16 protein-coding genes and 1 pseudogene are annotated in these 17,280 nt (G+C 66.3%); 3 read left to right on the forward strand and 14 right to left on the reverse strand.

Annotation, left to right across the window (positions count from 1 at the left end; genetic code table 11):
* Positions 1-26: 26 nt before the first annotated feature.
* Genes ACEOAB_RS13080 through ACEOAB_RS13100 form a run of 5 tightly spaced genes read right to left on the reverse strand, consistent with a single transcriptional unit; the run spans position 27 to position 5,172 of the window.
* Complete coding sequence (locus ACEOAB_RS13080) at positions 27-1,364, reverse strand: sulfate adenylyltransferase subunit 1 (RefSeq protein WP_413749802.1); 1,338 nt, start codon at positions 1,362-1,364, stop codon at positions 27-29.
* Entirely contained in the window at positions 1,364-2,317 is a 954-nt protein-coding gene (gene cysD, locus ACEOAB_RS13085) for a sulfate adenylyltransferase subunit CysD (protein ID WP_413749801.1), read from the reverse strand. The genes ACEOAB_RS13080 and cysD overlap by 1 nt, the downstream gene beginning before the upstream one ends.
* A 43-nt stretch (positions 2,318-2,360) precedes the next feature.
* Positions 2,361-2,981 carry a phosphoadenosine phosphosulfate reductase domain-containing protein gene (locus tag ACEOAB_RS13090; protein WP_056599085.1) on the reverse strand — a complete coding sequence of 207 codons (621 nt, stop codon included), beginning with the start codon at positions 2,979-2,981 and terminating at the stop codon, positions 2,361-2,363.
* A gap of 20 nt (positions 2,982-3,001) precedes the next feature.
* Entirely contained in the window at positions 3,002-3,397 is a 396-nt protein-coding gene (locus ACEOAB_RS13095) for a DUF934 domain-containing protein (RefSeq protein WP_056518187.1), read from the reverse strand.
* Complete coding sequence (locus tag ACEOAB_RS13100; protein WP_056599082.1) at positions 3,394-5,172, reverse strand: nitrite/sulfite reductase; 1,779 nt, start codon at positions 5,170-5,172, stop codon at positions 3,394-3,396. Before ACEOAB_RS13100 ends, ACEOAB_RS13095 begins: the two co-directional genes overlap by 4 nt.
* Before the next feature lie 294 nt (positions 5,173-5,466).
* Between ACEOAB_RS13100 and ACEOAB_RS13105 the strand changes: the two genes are divergently transcribed.
* Positions 5,467-5,823, forward strand: a complete 357-nt coding sequence (locus ACEOAB_RS13105; RefSeq protein WP_413749800.1) for a nuclear transport factor 2 family protein — start codon at positions 5,467-5,469, stop codon at positions 5,821-5,823.
* Positions 5,824-5,835: 12 nt separating this feature from the next.
* Complete coding sequence (locus tag ACEOAB_RS13110; protein WP_413749799.1) at positions 5,836-6,852, forward strand: helix-turn-helix domain-containing protein; 1,017 nt, start codon at positions 5,836-5,838, stop codon at positions 6,850-6,852.
* Here the strand turns inward: ACEOAB_RS13110 and ACEOAB_RS13115 are convergent.
* The 8 genes from ACEOAB_RS13115 to ACEOAB_RS13150 all read right to left on the reverse strand — a co-directional run bounded on the left by ACEOAB_RS13115 (position 6,779) and on the right by ACEOAB_RS13150 (position 16,059).
* On the reverse strand, positions 6,779-7,600 hold the full coding sequence (locus ACEOAB_RS13115) for a M55 family metallopeptidase (RefSeq protein WP_413749798.1): 822 nt from the start codon (positions 7,598-7,600) through the stop codon (positions 6,779-6,781). The genes ACEOAB_RS13110 and ACEOAB_RS13115 overlap by 74 nt on opposite strands.
* Complete coding sequence (locus ACEOAB_RS13120) at positions 7,597-8,670, reverse strand: P1 family peptidase (RefSeq protein ID WP_495653770.1); 1,074 nt, start codon at positions 8,668-8,670, stop codon at positions 7,597-7,599. The genes ACEOAB_RS13115 and ACEOAB_RS13120 overlap by 4 nt, the downstream gene beginning before the upstream one ends.
* A gap of 10 nt (positions 8,671-8,680) precedes the next feature.
* On the reverse strand, positions 8,681-9,601 hold the full coding sequence (gene gsiD, locus ACEOAB_RS13125; RefSeq protein ID WP_413750675.1) for a glutathione ABC transporter permease GsiD: 921 nt from the start codon (positions 9,599-9,601) through the stop codon (positions 8,681-8,683).
* 10 nt (positions 9,602-9,611) lie between these two features.
* Positions 9,612-10,532, reverse strand: coding sequence for a glutathione ABC transporter permease GsiC (gsiC, locus tag ACEOAB_RS13130; RefSeq protein ID WP_413750676.1), 921 nt, complete (start codon positions 10,530-10,532; stop codon positions 9,612-9,614).
* Between the two features lie 79 nt (positions 10,533-10,611).
* Positions 10,612-12,165, reverse strand: coding sequence for a glutathione ABC transporter substrate-binding protein GsiB (gene gsiB, locus ACEOAB_RS13135; RefSeq protein WP_413750677.1), 1,554 nt, complete (start codon positions 12,163-12,165; stop codon positions 10,612-10,614).
* Between the two features lie 58 nt (positions 12,166-12,223).
* Positions 12,224-14,101, reverse strand: a complete 1,878-nt coding sequence (locus ACEOAB_RS13140; RefSeq protein WP_495653771.1) for a dipeptide ABC transporter ATP-binding protein — start codon at positions 14,099-14,101, stop codon at positions 12,224-12,226.
* Between the two features lie 30 nt (positions 14,102-14,131).
* Entirely contained in the window at positions 14,132-15,091 is a 960-nt protein-coding gene (locus ACEOAB_RS13145; protein ID WP_495653772.1) for an isoaspartyl peptidase/L-asparaginase family protein, read from the reverse strand.
* Entirely contained in the window at positions 15,088-16,059 is a 972-nt protein-coding gene (locus ACEOAB_RS13150) for a MurR/RpiR family transcriptional regulator (RefSeq protein WP_495653773.1), read from the reverse strand. The genes ACEOAB_RS13145 and ACEOAB_RS13150 overlap by 4 nt, the downstream gene beginning before the upstream one ends.
* A gap of 276 nt (positions 16,060-16,335) precedes the next feature.
* Between ACEOAB_RS13150 and ACEOAB_RS13155 the strand changes: the two are divergent.
* Positions 16,336-16,623 (forward strand): annotated as a pseudogene (locus ACEOAB_RS13155) (MerR family transcriptional regulator); the annotation flags it as partial.
* A gap of 198 nt (positions 16,624-16,821) precedes the next feature.
* Here the strand turns inward: ACEOAB_RS13155 and ACEOAB_RS13160 are convergent.
* Complete coding sequence (locus ACEOAB_RS13160; protein WP_413747505.1) at positions 16,822-17,268, reverse strand: SRPBCC family protein; 447 nt, start codon at positions 17,266-17,268, stop codon at positions 16,822-16,824.
* Positions 17,269-17,280: the final 12 nt, after the last annotated feature.

Raw genomic sequence — 17,280 nt, forward strand, 5'->3', positions numbered from 1 at the left:
AGTTTGATCGGGGAAAACCCCAGATTTTAGGCCCTTGCGGCGGCAGGCTGCACGAGCACGGCAGCAGCGGTCTTGTGGGAGGCGGTATCGACCAGCACCAGCGAGCCCAGTGCACGCGATTGCGTGAAGGGCAGCACGGCCAGCGGCTGCTGCAGCGTGAGCACCACGTCGCCGATGGCGTTGGCTTCCAGCTGCGTTGCCGGCTCCGATTCGAGCGTCGTGATGTTCACGCGATCGACGATGCGCGCCACCTTGGCCTTGACCCAGCGGTGGCCCTGCAGCGCCCAGTACACCCGGCCCGCGACCAGCGGCTCGTCGTCGAGCCAGGCCACGGTGGCGGTGATCTCGCGCACCGGCTCGAAGGCCTCGGGCGCCAGCAGCCAGTCGCCGCGCGACACGTCGACCTCGCGATCGAGCACGATGCCGGCGCTGTGGCCCGCATGCACCGACTTCGGCTGGCGCGTATGGCTCAGCACCTGCGCGACCGTGGCGGTCTGGTTGCTCGGCAGCACGGTCACGCGCTGGCCGGGTTCCACATGGCCCGAGGCGACGCGGCCCCAGAACACGCGGCGGCCCTGCGAGGTGTCGGCAGAGGCCGAGAACTTCTCGACCCACTGCACCGGAAAGGCGAAAGGCACGGCCTCGTCCTGCGCCGTCACGGGCAGTTCCTCGAGCAGCTCCAGCAGGCTCGGACCTTCGTAGCCGACCCAGTCGGCATGGCGCGTGGCCACGTTCCAGCCCTTGAGCGCGGAGATCGGCACGATGGCCGCGACCTGCACGCCGGCAGCTTCGGCAAAAGCGTTCAGCGCGGCCGAGATGCGCTCGAAGGCGAGTCCGGCGTCGTCGATGGCGTCGAGCTTGTTGACCGCGAACACGATCGACTGAACGCGCAGCAGGTGGCACAGCAGCGAGTGGCGGCGCGTCTGCGGCAGCAGCTCGCGCTTGACCACGGTGCCGTCTTCCACCTCGGCGGCCCAGGCCAGCTTGGTGGCGTCGACCAGCACCACGGCGGCGTCGGCGGCCGAGGCCGCCGTGACCATGTTGCGCGTGTACTGCTCATGGCCCGGCGCGTCGCCGATGATGAACTTGCGCTTGGCGGTCGAGAAGTAGCGGTAGGCCACGTCGATCGTGATGCCCTGTTCGCGCTCGGCCGAGAGGCCGTCGGTCAGGAGGGCCAGGTCGGTCTCGCCGCCGCGCTGCACGCCGGCGAGCTGGTCCTGCAGCACGGTCTTGCTGTCGACCAGCAGGCGGCCGATCAGCGTGCTCTTGCCGTCGTCGACCGAGCCGCAGGTGATGAAGCGCAGGGCGGTGCCGGTGTCGCCGTGCACGTCGGTGGTCGCAGGGGTTGCAGTCGTCGCGCTCATCAGAAGTAACCGTCTTTCTTGCGTTTTTCCATGGATGCTTCGGAGGTCATGTCGTCCATCCGGGTCGCGCCGCGTTCGCTCACGTCGACCGACAGGGTTTCGAGCACCACGTCGCCCGCGTCCACCGCGAGGCTCTCGACCGGGCAGGTGGTCGTGATGTCGCCCACGGTGCGGAAGCGCACGTCGCGCACCTGCACGGTTTCGCCGTCGCGCGCCGGGGTCAGCCCGGTCACCGGCACCAGCAGGCCGCGGCGCTCGACCACTTCACGCTTGTGCGTGTAGTAGATCGACGGCAGGCCGACGTGTTCGCGCTCGATGTATTGCCACACGTCGAGCTCGGTCCAGTTCGAGATCGGGAACACGCGGAAGTGCTCGCCGGGAGCGAGGCGCGTGTTGAACAGCGTCCACAGCTCGGGGCGCTGGTCCTTGGGCTGCCATTGGCCGAAGGAATCGCGGTGCGAAAAGATGCGCTCCTTGGCGCGCGCCTTTTCCTCGTCGCGGCGGGCGCCGCCGATCAGCGCGTCGAAGCGGAACTCCTCGATGGCTTCGAGCAGCGTCACCGACTGGTGCGCATTGCGCGATTCGCCGGGGTGCGCGAGGCGCACGGTGCCGCGCTTCATCGAGTCTTCGACGCTGCGCACGATGAGTTCGGCACCCAGCTCCTTCGCGCGCTGGTCGCGGTAGTCGGTCACTTCGGGGAAGTTGTGGCCGGTGTCGATCATCAGCAGCGGGTAGGGAATGCGGCCGGTGCCGAACGCCTTCTCGGCGCATTTCAGCAGCACCAGCGAATCCTTGCCGCCCGAGAACAGCAGGGTGGGCCGCTCGAAGGCGGCCGCGACCTCGCGCAGGATGAAGACGGTTTCTTCTTCGAGTGCATCGAGGTGCGTGTTGGACAGGCGCGCGGGAGAGTGCATGGGCGGCTGCAGCAGTTCGGTTTCGGTACGGGCGTTCATCGGAGGGGATGCTGGATGCGGTGAATTGGTGAGACCTTGGCTCTCAGTGCGCAAGATGCAATCCGCACTCGCGGTTGTCTTCGCCCTTGGTCGGGTCCACGTAATCGAAGTTGTTCGGCAGGCCATGCGCCTCGCAGTACTCGTACAACTCCTTGGACGACCAGTGCAGCAGCGGTGCGACCTTGATCAGGCCGTCCGGGTTGACGCTGACCGGGTCCATCTGCGCACGAACGGCCGTGTCGGTGGCCCGCAGCGCGGTGAACCAGACCTTGGGCGCCGTCTCGCGCAGCGCGCGGGCAAAGGGCTCCAGTTTCACTTCTTCCGTGAAGGCGGCATGGCGCGGATCGTCGAGTGCCGGCGTCGGGCCCTCCACCGCTTCGCGATGCGCACGCGAGCGGCGCGGCAGGTAGATGTGCAAGTCCAGGCCCAGTTGCTTCGTCACCTCGTCGGCAAAGCGGTATGTGGCCTCGGTGTTGTAGCCGTTGTCCATCCAGATCACGGGAACATCCCGCTTGGCGCGCGTGACCATGTGCAGGATCACGGCCTCGAAAGGGCGGAAGTTGGTGGTGACGATGGTGGGCTGCCCCAGGCCGATCGCCCAGTCCACCAGGCCCTCGGCGTTGCGGCCGAGTTCGGCGTTGATTTTGGTGAGGTCCATGCTCATGGCTGAAGGTCTCTTGGGGCTCAGGTGCCGGCCACGAAGTGCGGCGCGGTCTTCACCGCATCGCCCTGGTAGAACGCGGCGAAACGGTCGAATTGGCGCTGCGCGTCGGAGGCGTCCACGCCTTCCTTGAGCACGGCGCTGGAGAAGCCGGTGCGTTCCATCTGCACCAGCTGGTCGATCAGCACGTCGCCGGTGGCGCGGATGTCGCCCTTGAAGCCCAGGCGGCGGCGCAGCAGGAAGGCCTGGCTGTAGGCGCGGCCGTCGGTGAACTTCGGAAAGTTCAGGTCGATGCGCTCGATGTCTTCCAGGCATACCTCGATGGCGAGCGGGTCTGCGTCGTTCGGCAACTGCAGCACTTTCGGGTCGCCGTCGTCCACATGTTCTTCGGCGGCCAGGATGTTCAGGTTCTTCTTCATGCTGCTTCCTCCACCTTGAAACGCGCACCGTTGGCCGCGGCCTTGAACGGGTCATGGCCCACGCGGCGCAGCGTGTCGATAAAGTTCTCGCCGCTCTCGCGGGTGTCGCGGTACGCGGTGAGCACGGCCTCGATCACGCCCGGCACTTCGGCCGCCGAGAACGACGGGCCGACCGCCTTGCCGGCCTGCGACGTGCCGCTGAGCGCGGAGCCGTCGGAGCCGCCGAGGGTGACCTGGTACCACTCCTTGCCGTCCTTGTCGACGCCCAGGATGCCGATGTGGCCGCTGTGGTGGTGGCCGCACGAGTTGATGCAGCCGCTGATGTGCAGGTCGATCTCGCCCAGGTCGTCGAGCTCGTCGAGGTCTTGGTAACGCTCGGTGATCGCTTCGGCGATGGGAATGGAGCGTGCGTTGGCCAGCGCGCAGAAGTCGCCGCCGGGGCAGGCGATCATGTCGGTCAGCAGGTGCACATTGGCGCTGGCAAAGCCGGCAGCGCGGGCGGCAAGCCACAGCGCGTGCAGGTCTTCGGCGTGCACCCAGGGCAGCACGACGTTCTGGTCGTGCGTCACGCGGGCTTCGCCGGCCGAGAAGCGGTCGGCCAATTGCGCGAGCGTGTCGAGCTGGTCGGCCGAGGCATCGCCGGGCGCCTGCTTCAGGCGCTTGAACGACAGCGTCACGGCGCGCAGCGCGGGGTTCTTGTGCGGCGCCACGTTGCGCGCCAGCCAGCGGGCGAACATGACGTCGTCGGCGGCCTGGGCGCGCAGCTCGGCGTCGGTCTTCTCGGCGCTTTGCAGCACGCGGGTGGCGAGCGTCGGCGGCACGAAGGAGGCGGCCACGCGGTCGTACTCTTCCTGCGTGATGGTGTGCGGCGCGCCGTCGTGCTCGAGGATCTGCTTGTACTCGGCCTCGACGTCGTCGATGTAGCGCTGGCCCTCGGCCTTCACCAGGATCTTGATGCGCGCCTTGTAGATGTTGTCGCGGCGGCCATAGCGGTTGTACACACGAATCACCGCCTCGAGGTAATTCATGATCTGCTGCCAGGGCAGGAACTCGCGCAGCACGGTGCCGATGATGGGGGTGCGGCCCATGCCGCCGCCCACCTGCACGCGGAAGCCGATCTCGCCGGCCTCGTTCTTCACGATGTGCAGGCCCACGTCATGCCAACCGGTCGCGGCGCGGTCTTCGGTGGCGCCGGTGATGGCGATCTTGAACTTGCGCGGCAAGAACGCGAACTCGGGGTGCAGCGTGCTCCACTGCCGCATGATTTCCGCGAACGGACGCGGATCGGCGATTTCGTCGACGGCAATACCGGCGCGCTCGTCGCTCGTGATGTTGCGGATGCAGTTGCCGCTGGTCTGGATGCCGTGCATGTCGACCGAAGCCAGCAGGTCCATCACGTCGGCCGACTTGGCGAGCGGAATCCAGTTGAACTGGACGTTCTGGCGTGTCGAGAAATGGGCGTAGTGGGTCGGGAGCTTGTGGCTGCCGAGCAGGCCCTGCGTCTCGATGGCCTTTTTATAGACCTCGGCTTCGGGCTCGTCGTATTCGCGGGCGATGCGGGCCAGCACGCGGATCTGGCGGCTGGAGAGCTCGCCATAAGGCACGGCCACGCGCAGCATCGGTGCGTAGCGCTGGACATACCAGCCGTTTTGCAGCCGCAGCGGGCGGAACTCGTCCTCGTGGAGGCGGCCCTTTTGCCAGCGCTCGAGCTGGTCTCGAAATTGGGCGGCTCGTTGATGAACGAACTGTCGGTCGAATTCTGTGTATTGGTACATCGTGCGTGTGTCTTGAAGTGCAGTGCGTCCATCGCCCCAGCAAGAAGCCGAGATTCTGAAAGCCGGCCTTATGGAAACAAACTATTTTTTGGTTCGCGCCTTATGCGGATAAGCTTATTCCCCAGTATCCACGCGGGTTGCGGGACGGTTGGATGCTTATTCCGGATAAGGCGCTGGCGCCGGCGAGGAGCCGCCGGACCGGCAATTCTGGCCTGAAAATAAGCACAAAATGTCCAAAAGGCACACAGGGGCTCGGCACCATGGCGTCTCCAAACCACTCGTCAGGAGCACACCATGAGCCCTTCGCTTCAATCCATCTGGGAGATCTATACCGCGTCATGGAAGGCAAATTCGGCCGCAGACAGGGAAGCCCTCTTTGCCCAGTCCCTCGACCCTGCCTGCACCTACGAGGACCCGCTGGCCACCGCCCAGGGCTGGGCGCAATTGACGGCCTGCATGGATGACTTCCACCGTCAAGTGCCGGGCGGCCATTTCGTCACACACTACTTCGCCAGCCACCATCGGCAAAGCATCGCCAAATGGAACATGCTGAATGGCAGCGGCCAGGTGATCGGAGAAGGCGTGAGTTACGGCCGCTACAACGACCAGGACCGGCTGGTTTCCATGACCGGTTTCTTCGAAACCGCTTGAGCCGATACGGCCGTGCTTCATCTCAGGCAAATACAGGAGGGCATCGACTTCATCGAGGCCCATCTCGAATCCGATATCCATCCCTCCGATGTTGCACGGGCCGCCGGGTTGAGCCAGTGGCATTTCCAAAGGATCTTCAAGGCGCTGACCAACGAAACCTTGAAGACCTACATCCGGTCGCGCCGCTTTGCAAAGGCGATGGAGCAGCTGACCGGCACCCGGCTGAGCGTGCTCGATATTGCGCTGGCGGCGGGTTACGAAACCCAGGAAAGCTTCACCCGCGCCTTCAGGGAGTGCTTCCGGTTGACGCCGTCGCAATACCGCAAGATGGGAAACCGGTCGCTTTTCATCCGGAAGATCCGGTTCGACCAAAGCTACCTTGCGCACCTTCACCAGAACATCTCCCTGACGCCTGACATCAAGGCGCAGCCGGCCATGCAGATGGTGGGAATGCCCACCGACTACTACGGCATCGATTCTGAAAAGAACAACCTCGGCCAGAAACTGCCTCCCCTGTGGGCCCAGTTTCTGCCGCGATTGAAGGAGATTGCCCATGCGGTGCCCGGAGTCTGCTACGGCGTCGTGGCACCGGCGGGGCCGCACAGCGAACAGTTGCGCTATCTCGCATGCACCGAGGTCCGCGGCCCTGGCGAACTGCCGCTCGGCATGGTTGCCATGCAAGTGCCCGCATCGACCTACGCGCGCTTCACCCACCGGGGCGCCGCCCAGAAGATCGACGCGACGGTGAACTACATCTATTCCAGCTGGATGTTGTCGTCTGGAAACTCGCACACCCTGGGGCCGGACCTTGAGATATACGATTCGCAGTACCACCCGACGTCGGACACATCCGTCATGCACTACGCGATCCCCATCGCATTCCCGGGCCCTGAGTGCGTCACTGAAACTGGTCCGCCAGCGAAGCGCTGGCACCGTCTCCCCCGACCGCCCGATATCAGCGCAGCATCGACGACATCGCCGAACAGCAGTTCAGCATGCGCACCGCAGCCTCCACCGTCTCGGCGTTGAAGCGCAGGGTGACGCCATCGACCCGCTCAAACGCTGGCCACTGGCAAAACAGATCAGCCATCATCGGCGACTGGGTGCGCAGCGTGACCACTTGCGAACCTTTGAAGACCAGCGGCCTTGCGTTGCCACGCGCAGCCAGCGCCTCGGCCACGCCGGCACGGATCGCCTTGCGCGACTGCTCCGGCGACAGCGACACGCCGCTGTTGAACCCCGTCGCTTTCTTCGTCTCGACAAACGTCGCATGCGGGAAAAGTGCGCGGTTCTCGGCGATGAACACGTCGTCCCCGCTGCCCATCACCACCGGCACGCCGTACTCGCCTGCCAGCGCGCCGTAGAGCCCGGCCTCGCCCAGCTCCTGCTCGCCGAGCCGGATGCCGGCAAAGGCAAAGCTGTTGATCGTGTGAGCGAGGATGCCCCGGCCCTGCGCGCGCGAGTGGTAGCCCACCATGCAGACCGCTTCCACGCCTTCTTCCTCCACGCCCGCCACCATGCTCAGGTAGCGCGGCTTGCCCTGCACGACGCGGGCGCGGGGGTCGAGCACGTCGGGCGGCATGTTGCGAAAGCCGCCGTGCGAGTCGTTGACCAGCACCTCGGTGGCGCCGGCATCGAAGGCCCCGGCAATCGCGGCATTGGCCTCCTGCGTCATCAGCAGGCGGGCACGCTCGAATTCCGGGTTGCCGGGACGCGTCTGCTCCGAGTGGTAAACGCCGGCAACGCCTTCGATGTCGGTGGAGATCAGGACTTTCATGAAGGGATGCTCGATTCCGCAAAGGAAGAAAGAGAAGAGGGCGGCAGAAGCTCGGACAGCGCCTGCCGGTGGTTGCCATCGCGGCCGGTGACGGCCGTGGCACGCCAGAGCGCGTGAAGAATGGCTTGCTCGGTGCTGTCGGCCGCAGCCTGGAAGAGCCCGTCGAGCAGCCCGTCGTGCACCATCGCAATGGCCGGCATCGGCCGGTCGATGCGGTCGGGCACGGTGTAGGCGGTGGAGAAGGCCAGCACGATGTCGCCGCTGCCATGGCCGAAGACCGAGCCGGTGCGCGCCAGCCCCGCGCCCGCGCGCAGCGCCAGCTGCGGCGGCTGGCGCGCATCGAGCGGCGCGTCGGTGGCGACGACGATGATGATCGAGCCTTTCTCCGGCTCCTTGCATTCGGCCGTGCCGTGCGCTGCCAGCCGCTCGCCGACGGCATGGCCGGCCAGCACCAGCTGCGGCTGGCGCCCGTAGTTCGCCAGCACCAGCGCCCCCACGGTATGCACGTCGCCGTCCAGCGCCGACACGCGTCGCGAGGCGCTGCCGATGCCGCCCTTGAACTGGAAGCTCGACATGCCGCGCCCCGCGCCAACCGAGCCCTGCGCGAAATCGGCGCCGGCGCCGTCGAGCGCGCGAAGATAGTCCGCCTCGGTCACGGCCAGCCGCTGGATGTCGTTCAGAAAACCGTCGTTGCATTCGAAGACCAGCGGATTGACCGTGGGCAGCGAACGACCGCTCTCGGGGTTGGCCGCCACGCAATGGCGGATCTGCGCCGTGGCAACCGTGCCGACCGAGAAGGTGTTGGTCAGCGCAATCGGCGTCTCGAGCACGCCGAGCTCGGCCAGCTGCACCAGTCCCACGCTCTTGCCGAAGCCGTTGAGCACCACGGCGGCCGCCGGCACCTTGTCGCGGAACGGATCGCCGGCATGCGGTCGCACGACCGTCACGCCGGTCTGAACACCGCCGTCATCCAGCGTCTGGTGGCCGACCGTGACGCCTTCGACGTCGGTGATGGCGTTGCGCGCGCCCTGGAGCAGGTTGCCGATGTAGGGCAGGGTGATGGATGGCATGAACGAAGAATTACTGGCGGTCGATCTTCGGATCGAGCGCGTCGCGAAGCGCATCGCCCAGCAGGTTGAAGGCGAGCACGGTGAAGAAGATGGCCAGGCTCGGGAACAGCGCCACGTGCGGCGAGGTCACCATGTCGGCGCGGGCCTCGCTGAGCATCGCGCCCCATTCGGGCGTCGGCGGTTGCGCGCCCATGCCCAGGAACGAGAGGCTGGCGGCCGTGATGATCGAGGTGCCGACGCGCATCGAGAAATACACCACGATCGAGGAGATGGTGCCCGGCAGGATGTGCCGCACGATGATGGTCCAGTCGGATGCGCCGATGCTGCGCTCGGCCTCGATGTAGGTCTGCTGCTTCAGCACCAGCGTGTTGCCGCGCACGAGGCGCGCGAACGCCGGCACGCTGAACACCGACACCGCCACCACCACGTTGGTCATGCTGCTGCCCAGGATGGCGACCACGCCGAGCGCGAGAAGAATGCCGGGGAAGGCGAACAGCACGTCGGAGATGCGCATCACGATGCGGTCCCACCAGCCTTCGTAGTAGCCGGCCAGCAGGCCGAAGGCGGTGCCGATGATGCCGCCCAGCACCACCGACAGGAAGCCCGCCATCAGCGAGATGCGCGCGCCAGCCAGGATGCGGCTGAAGATGTCGCGCCCGAGTGGATCGACGCCGAACCAGTGCGTGGCCGAGGGGCCGGTGTTGAGCATGTCGTAGTCGAAGAAGTTCTCCGGATCGAAGGGCACGATCCAGGGTGCGAACACCGCGACGAACACCAGCAGCAGCACGAACACCGCGGCGACGATGCCCACGGGTTGCTTCTTGAAGCGGCGCCAGCATTCGCCCCAAGGGGTGCGGACCTTGCCGGCGGTTTGAACCGCCACGATGGGCTGAGTGATCGGATCGGCAGTCGCGCCGGTAGCTTGCGTCATGGCTTGCTGCTCACTTGTAGCGAATGGTGGGGTTGATGTAGCCATAGAGCACATCGACCACGAGATTGATCAGGATGAATTCGAGCGAGAACAACAGCACCAGCGTCTGGATGACGGGGTAGTCGCGCATCTGCACCGCGTCCACCAGCAGGCGGCCGAGGCCCGGCCAGTTGAACACCGCCTCCACAAGAATGGAGCCGCCCAGCAGGAAGCCGAACTGCAGGCCCATCATCGTGACCACCGGGATCAGCGCGTTGCGCAGCGTGTGCTTGAACACCACGCTGGATTCGTGCACGCCCTTGGCGCGCGCGGTGCGCACGAAGTCTTCCTGGATCACCTCGACGAAGGAGGCCCGCGTGAAGCGCGCCATCACGGCCGCCACGGCCGCGCCCAGGGTGATCGAGGGCAGGATGTAGTGTTTCCAGCTGCTGGCGCCCACCGTGGGCAGCCAGCCGAGCTGGACCGAGAAGATCTGCATCAGCAGCATGCCGAGTGCAAATGCGGGGAAAGAGATGCCCGACACGGCGAGCGTCATGCCCAGCCGGTCCGGCCATTTGTTGCGGTACACGGCAGACACGATGCCGATGCCCATGCCGAAGATCACCGCCCACACCATGCTGGTGATGGTCAGCATCACCGTCGGGAAGAAGCGCTCGCCGATTTCCACCGACACCGGCCGCCGTGTGCGGATCGAGGTGCCGAAGTCGCCCTGCAGCATGTGGGTGAAGAAGTTCACGAACTGCTGCGGCAGCGGCTTGTCGAGCCCGAGCTCCGCGCGGACCATGGCCACGGTCTGCTCGTCGGCATCCTGGCCGGCGGCAAGTCGCGCCGGGTCGCCGGGCAGCATGTGGACGAACAGAAACACCAGCACCGCCACGATGAGCAGCGTGGGGATCAGGCCCAACAGTCGTTTGAGGAAGTAATTCAGCATGGGGTGCGGTTGCCGCGATCGGGCGATGGCGGCATGCCATCGCCCGTCGGGCAGTCAGTCAGGAAACGAGGAGCCGGGATCAGTTCGACGTGGCGATGGCGTCGATGTTGATGTTGCCGTCAGGCATCACGAACACGCCCGAGAGACGCTTGGCGTGCGCCGAAAGGTTCTGCTCGGTGATCATCGGTACGCGCGGCAGGTCCTTGCGGATCTCTTCCTGCGCGGTCTTGTACAGCGCAGTGCGTTCCTTCTCGTCCGTGGTCACCAGCGCCTTGGCCAGCGCGTTGTCCACCACCTCGCTCTTGTAGAACGACATGTTGTTCAGCTTCGGTGCCCAGGCTTCCGAGGCGAACAGCGGGCGCAGGCCCCAGTCGGCTTCGCCGGTCGACGACGACCAGCCGGTGTAGTACATGCGGACCTTGGCCGTCTTCGGATCGGGCCATGCATCCACCTGCTCGGTGCGCTGGCCCACTTCGAGCGCCTGCACCTGCAGCTTGATGCCGATCTGCGCGAGCTGCTGCTGCACGAACTGGATCGTCTTCTGCGAGGTCGTGTTGTTGTAGGCGCTCCACAGCACCGACTCGAAGCCGTCGGGGTAGCCGGCTTCCTTCATCAGTTCCTTGGCCTTCTTCAGGTCGTAGGGAATGGGAGCCATCTTCTCGGCGTACTTCACGCCCTGGGGCAGCACGCCCTGAGCGGGGAAGGCGTAGCCGCCGAACGCGACCTTGGCCAGCGCTTCCTTGTTGATGGCGTAGCCGATGGCTTCGCGCACCTTCGGGTTGTCGTAGGGCTTCTGCAGCATGTTGAATGCCAGGAAGCGCGTGATGATCGAGGGCGTCGCCACCACTTCGAGCTTCTCGCTCTTCTTCAGCAGGTCGGCCTGCTCATAGGGAATGGGGTAGGCGAAGTCGGCCTCGCCGGTCTGCAGCATCGCGGCGCGCGTGTTGTTCTCGAGCACCGGCTTCCACGAGACGTTGTCGACCTTCGGATAGCCCTTCTTCCAGTAGCCGTCGAACTTCTTGGCCTTGACGGCTTCGGTCTGCTTCCACTCGACGAATTCGAAGGGGCCCGTGCCCACGGGGTGGAAGGCGATGTCCTTGTTGCCCCACTTCTTCAGCGCGGTGGGCGAGATCATGGCGGCCGATGCGTGGGCCAGCGAGTTGATGAAGGGGCCGAAGGGCTCCTTCAGAGTGATGCGCACGGTGCTGGGGTTCACCACTTCGACCTTGCTCACGCGGTTGAACTGGTTGTAGCGCAGCAGCTTGTTGTCCTGGTTCAGCACGCGGTCGAGCGTGAACTTCACGGCGTCGGCGTTGAAGTCGGTGCCGTCGTGGAACTTGACACCGGTGCGCAGCTTGATGGTGTAGACCAGGCCGTCCTTCGACACGTCGTAGCTCTCGGCGAGCACGTTCTGCACCTTCAGGTCCTTGTCGAACTGGAACAGGCCTTCATAGAAGGTCTTGGTCACGGCCGTGGTGATGGTGGTGTTGGTGTTGTACGGGTCCAGCGTTTCCGGCTGGTAGCCGATCGACAGCACCACGTCTTTCGCGGCCAGTGCCGTGCCCGATGCGGCCAACGCGGCCAGGCCCAGCAATGCCGATGCCCATCGCAGAGAGGAAGAAGATTGCTTCATGGAAAAAGAACTCCAGTCGGTTCGAGGAAAAAAGCAGGAGGGCCTGCGGGTTGAAAAATCAGAAAGCGCCGCCGATGGCGTGCCGTGCAACGAAGTGGCCTGGCGCGACCTGCACAAGCGGCGGCACCTCGGGCTCGTCGCCCACCGCGCGGATGGGGCTGGGAATCTCGCCTTCGAGCAGCGCGCGCGGCTTGTGGCGGCGCGACGGGTCGGCCACCGGCACCGCGGCCATCAGCTTGCTCGTGTAGGCGTGTTGCGGCGCCTCGAAGACGGCGCGGCGCGGGCCGATCTCGACGATCTGGCCCAGGTACATCACGGCCACGCGGTGGCTGATGCGCTCCACCACCGCCATGTCGTGAGAGATGAAAAGGAAGGCCACGCCCAGTTCGCGTTGCAGGTCGAGCATCAGGTTGACGATCTGCGCCTGGATCGACACGTCCAGCGCCGACACGGATTCGTCGGCCACCACCACCTTGGGGTTGAGCGCGAGCGCGCGTGCAATCGCAATGCGCTGGCGCTGGCCGCCCGAGAACTCATGCGGGTAGCGTTGCGCCACCTCGGGCGGCAGGCCCACCTTCTGCAGCAGCCAATCGACCCGCTGCTGCGCCTCGGCGCCCTTGGCGATGCCATGGATCAGCAGCGGCTCCATGATCGAGAAGCCCACCGTCACGCGCGGGTCGAGCGAAGCGAACGGGTCCTGGAAGATGAACTGGATGTTGCGGCGCAGCGCCTGCAACTCGCGCGTGGGCAGTTCGCGGATGTTCTTGCCACCGAACTCGATGGCGCCGCTCTGGCTTTCGACCAGGCGCAGCAGCGAGCGGCCGGTGGTCGACTTGCCGCAGCCCGATTCGCCGACCAGCGCCAGCGTCTCGCCGGGGTACAGGTCGAAGCTGATCTTCTCCACCGCATGCACTCGGCGCTTCACGCGGCCGAAGATGCCGCTGCGCACGTCGAAGCGCGTGACGAGGTCGCGCACGCGCAGGATGGGGCCGGCGTCTTCGCGCACGGTGTCCTGCGGCGTGGTCTGCGTGCACGGCACGGTGTCGGCGCCGGCCTCGGTGCGCAGCAGTTCGAACTTGGCCGGCAGGTCGGTGCCCTGCATCGCGCCGAGCTTGGGCACCGCCGACAGCAGCGCTTTGGTGTAGGGGTGCTGCGGCGCTGCGAACACGGTGTCGGAACTGCCGGCTTCCACCTTGTCGCCGCGGTACATCACGAGCACGCGGTCGGCAATCTCGGCCACCACGCCCATGTCGTGCGTGATGAAGAGCACGCCCATGCGCATCTCCTTCTGCAGTTCGCGGATGAGCTGCAGGATCTGCGCCTGGATCGTCACGTCGAGCGCGGTGGTGGGCTCGTCGGCAATCAGCAGCTGCGGCTTGCACGACAGCGCCATCGCGATCATCACGCGCTGGCGCATGCCGCCCGACAGCTGGTGCGGAAAACGGTCGAGCACATTGCGCGCTTCAGGAATGCGCACCAGCTCCAGCATGCGCAAGGCTTCCGCGCGCGCGGCAGAGTCGCTCTTGCCCTGGTGGATGCGGATGGCCTCGGCGATCTGATCGCCGGCCGTGAACACCGGGTTCAGCGATGTCATCGGCTCCTGGAAGATCATCGCGATGTCCGCGCCGCGGATGTTGCGCATCGTGGTGTCGCGTGCCTGTGCGAGATCGAGCACTTCGCCGTTGCGGCGGCGGAAGGTCATGCGCCCATCGAGGATGCGCCCGCCGCCATGCTCCACGAGCCGCATCAGCGCGAGCGAGGTGACCGACTTGCCCGAGCCCGATTCGCCCACCACCGCGAGCGTTTCTCCGTGGTCGACGTGGAAGGACAGCTTCTTGACAGCATCGACCGTGCGCTCGGAGGTCGAGAAGCGAACGGTGAGGTCGTCGACGGCGAGAACGCGGCCGTCCGGCAGGGCAATGGCAGGGGTGGACATGGGAGTGCGAAGAAAATGGGGCCTGCGGCGTCAGGCGAAGATGGCCGTCTTCGGCGCTTCGTCGCCGCGCGCGTGGCCTCGGTACATGCCTTCGGTGTTGAAGGCCAGGCTCAGGTTGCCGTGGCGGTCGACGGCGATCAGCCCGCCCGTGCCGCCGATGGCGGGCAGCGATTGCCGCACCACCGCGTGCGTGGCCGCTTCGAGCGTGGCACCGCCGTAGGCCATGCGGGCGCATACGTCGTAGGCAGCCGCGACGCGGATGAACATTTCACCGCTGCCGGTGCACGACACGGCCGCCGTGCGGTCATCGGCATAGGTGCCGGCGCCGATGAGCGGCGAATCGCCGATGCGGCCGACGCGCTTGTTGGTCATGCCGCCGGTGGAAGTGGCGGCGGCCAGATGGCCGTGCATGTCGAGTGCGACCGCGCCGACGGTGCCGAGCTTCTTGTCTTCGTCCAGCGGCGGTTTGGTCATGGCGGCGCCCTCGTGGTCGGTGACCACGCGGCCGGTGTCGCGCACGCGGTACAGCTGCTGGCGGCGCGCGTCGGTCGAGAAGAAGAAGGGCTCGACCATCTCCAGGCCGCGGTCGCGCGCGAAGGCCTCGGCGCCCGCGCCGGCCAGCAGCACGTGGGCTCCGTCCTCGAGCACGGCGCGCGCGGCGCGCACCGGTCGGCGCACGTGGCTCACGCCGGCAATGGCGCCGGCAGCGAGCGTGGCGCCGTCCATCACGGCCGCGTCGAGCTCGTGCGTTTCGTCGTGCGTGAACACCGCGCCGTAGCCGGCATTGAAGAGCGGGCAGTCTTCGAGCATCTCGACCGCGAGGCAGGTGGCGTCGAGTGCGGACATGCCCTTGAGCAGCGCGGCCTGCGCGGCACGCACGATGGTCTGCAGGGCGTCGTGATAGGCCTGCGCCTGGGCGGCGTCGGTCGTGGCCGCGCTGATGGTGCCGGCGCCGCCGTGGATGGCGATGACGGGTGTGACGTTCTTCATCGGGAAGCTTTCTTCTTTTTCTTGCCGGCGTCGGAAGCGACGGCGGCAGGCACGGACGGCATGGAGACCTCGCCGCGCACATGGCCCTGGCCCAGTCCGCCGTGCAGCCACGGGCGCACCGCCTGCAGGATGCGGCCGGCCGATTGCGCCGCGCCCGGCGCGCGCAGGGCGACCGCGCTGGTCAACGCTTCGATCAGTGCGAGCACGCTGGTTTCGCAGTTGGGGCGGTAGCTGGTTTCGGTCTGGCAATACAGCACCACGTCGGCCAGCGGCGCGAGCGGCGAGCTGGGGCGGTCGGTCAGCGCGAGCACCGCGCAGCCCTGGCCGCGCGCGATCTGTGCCAGCGCCACCGTGTCGGTGAGGTAGCGTGGAAAGGTCAGGCCGATGAACAGGTCCTGCGAGCCCGCGTGCATCAGTGTGCGCGCCGCGTGGGTGATGCCGCTCACGCTGGAGAGCATGCGCACGTCGCTGCACGAACCATCGAGGCCGTGTTGCAGCAGCCCCGCGAGCCAGGCGCTGGCACCGAAGCCGCCGATGTAGATCGAGCGCGCCTTCAGGATGCGCTGCACCGCGGCCTCGCAAGCCGCGTAGTCCAGCGACTGGCGCGTGGCCTCGATGTTGCGGCGGCTTTCGTCGAGCGCCGTGGCGAACACCTCGGCGACCGTGGTCGGGCGCTCCAGGTTGCCGCGCAGCCGTTCGACCGGCGCCACCAGCGACTCGAAGCCGCGCACGAGTTCGGCGCGGAAGGTGGCGTAGCCGTCGAAGTCCAGCGCCCGCGCGAACCGGTTGGCCGTGGCGACCGACACGCCCGCCGCGGTGGCCAGCTCGTCGATGGGCAGCGTCGCAACCTGCAGCGGGTGCTCGAGCACGAAGTCGGCCACCTGCCGATGCGAACGCGTCAGCCGCGGCAGCGCCTGCGCGATGCGCTGGGCCACTGTGGTGCCTGGGGTGTCGACGTTGGTGCTCATGGGGCGGGCGATGCACCTGGAAGGGTGCGGACGATGAAAATGAATTTACAAATATATGACAGATAAGAAAATTTTCTGTCATTTCCGATCGTAGACGCAAATACCGGGCCAGAAGGGAGGGGGCATTTGAGGGTTTGCCCGGGGTGGACAAGCCAGGCGGGCGGGTCTCGAAAACTCAGGAGCCTGACCCCCTTGCGCGCCAAGGTCATGCGGCGGCTTGACCCTGCCATGGTGTGAAGGCTGAGACTTTTGCGTTTTGGTTCGAAGGAGAACTTCATGGGACATCCCACGGCGCCGACTGCTGCGGCGCGCCTATCCCTTGCCGACGTGGTTGCCCGCTCTGGTGCGTCCGCGCAATTGCTGCACGACTGCGAATCGCTCGGGCTGCTCGACGGCACCGGCGCGGACGGCCGTCTCTACGACGAGCAAACTGTGCCAACGCTGCGGTTCGTACGACGGGCGCACACGCTGGGTTTCGACACAGCGGAAGTCGTCGAGCTGCATGCGCTGTGGCAAGACGGGCGCCGCGCGAGTTTCGATGTGAAGCGCGTCGCGCTCGAACGGGCCGAGGAGCTGGCCCAGCGGATCGAAGAGCTCGCGCACATGAAGCGCCTGCTGGAGCGCCTGGCCCACTGCTGCGAAGGTGACGAGCGTCCCGAGTGCCCCATCCTGGAAGAGCTGGCCGGGCTAGAAGGATTTGCCGGCTGTGAGGCGCGGCATGGGCCCGCGCCGGCCTTCAAACGCTTCCGAAGCGCAAGCGCCTCAACCCGGAATGTTCGGCTCGACCAGTTGGGCCAGCGCGATCAGCGATTCCTGCCAGCCCAGGTAGCACATCTCGGCGGGAATCACGTCGGGGATGCCTTCCTGCACGACGGACATGTCCGTGCCGCATGACACCGCGGTCAGGGTCACGGTGGTCTTCATCGTGCCTGGAAGATGGGGATCGTCGAAGCTGGCGTCGTAGGTAATGCGCTGGCCGGGAACGAGTTCCAGGTACTTGCCGCCGAACGAGTGGCTGTGGCCGGTGCCGAAGTTGGTGAAGGACATGCGCCAGGCGCCGCCCACCACGGGCTCCATGGTGTGGACCTTGCCGGTGAATCCGAAGGGCGGCAGCCAGCGCTCGAACGCGCTGGCCTCCACGAAGGCACGGTAGAGCCGGTCGGGGGAGGTGCGCAGGACGCGGTGCAGACGAACAGTGTTGGTAGCCATGGTTGCTTTCTC

Source organism: Variovorax sp. Varisp53 (assembly GCF_059491555.1).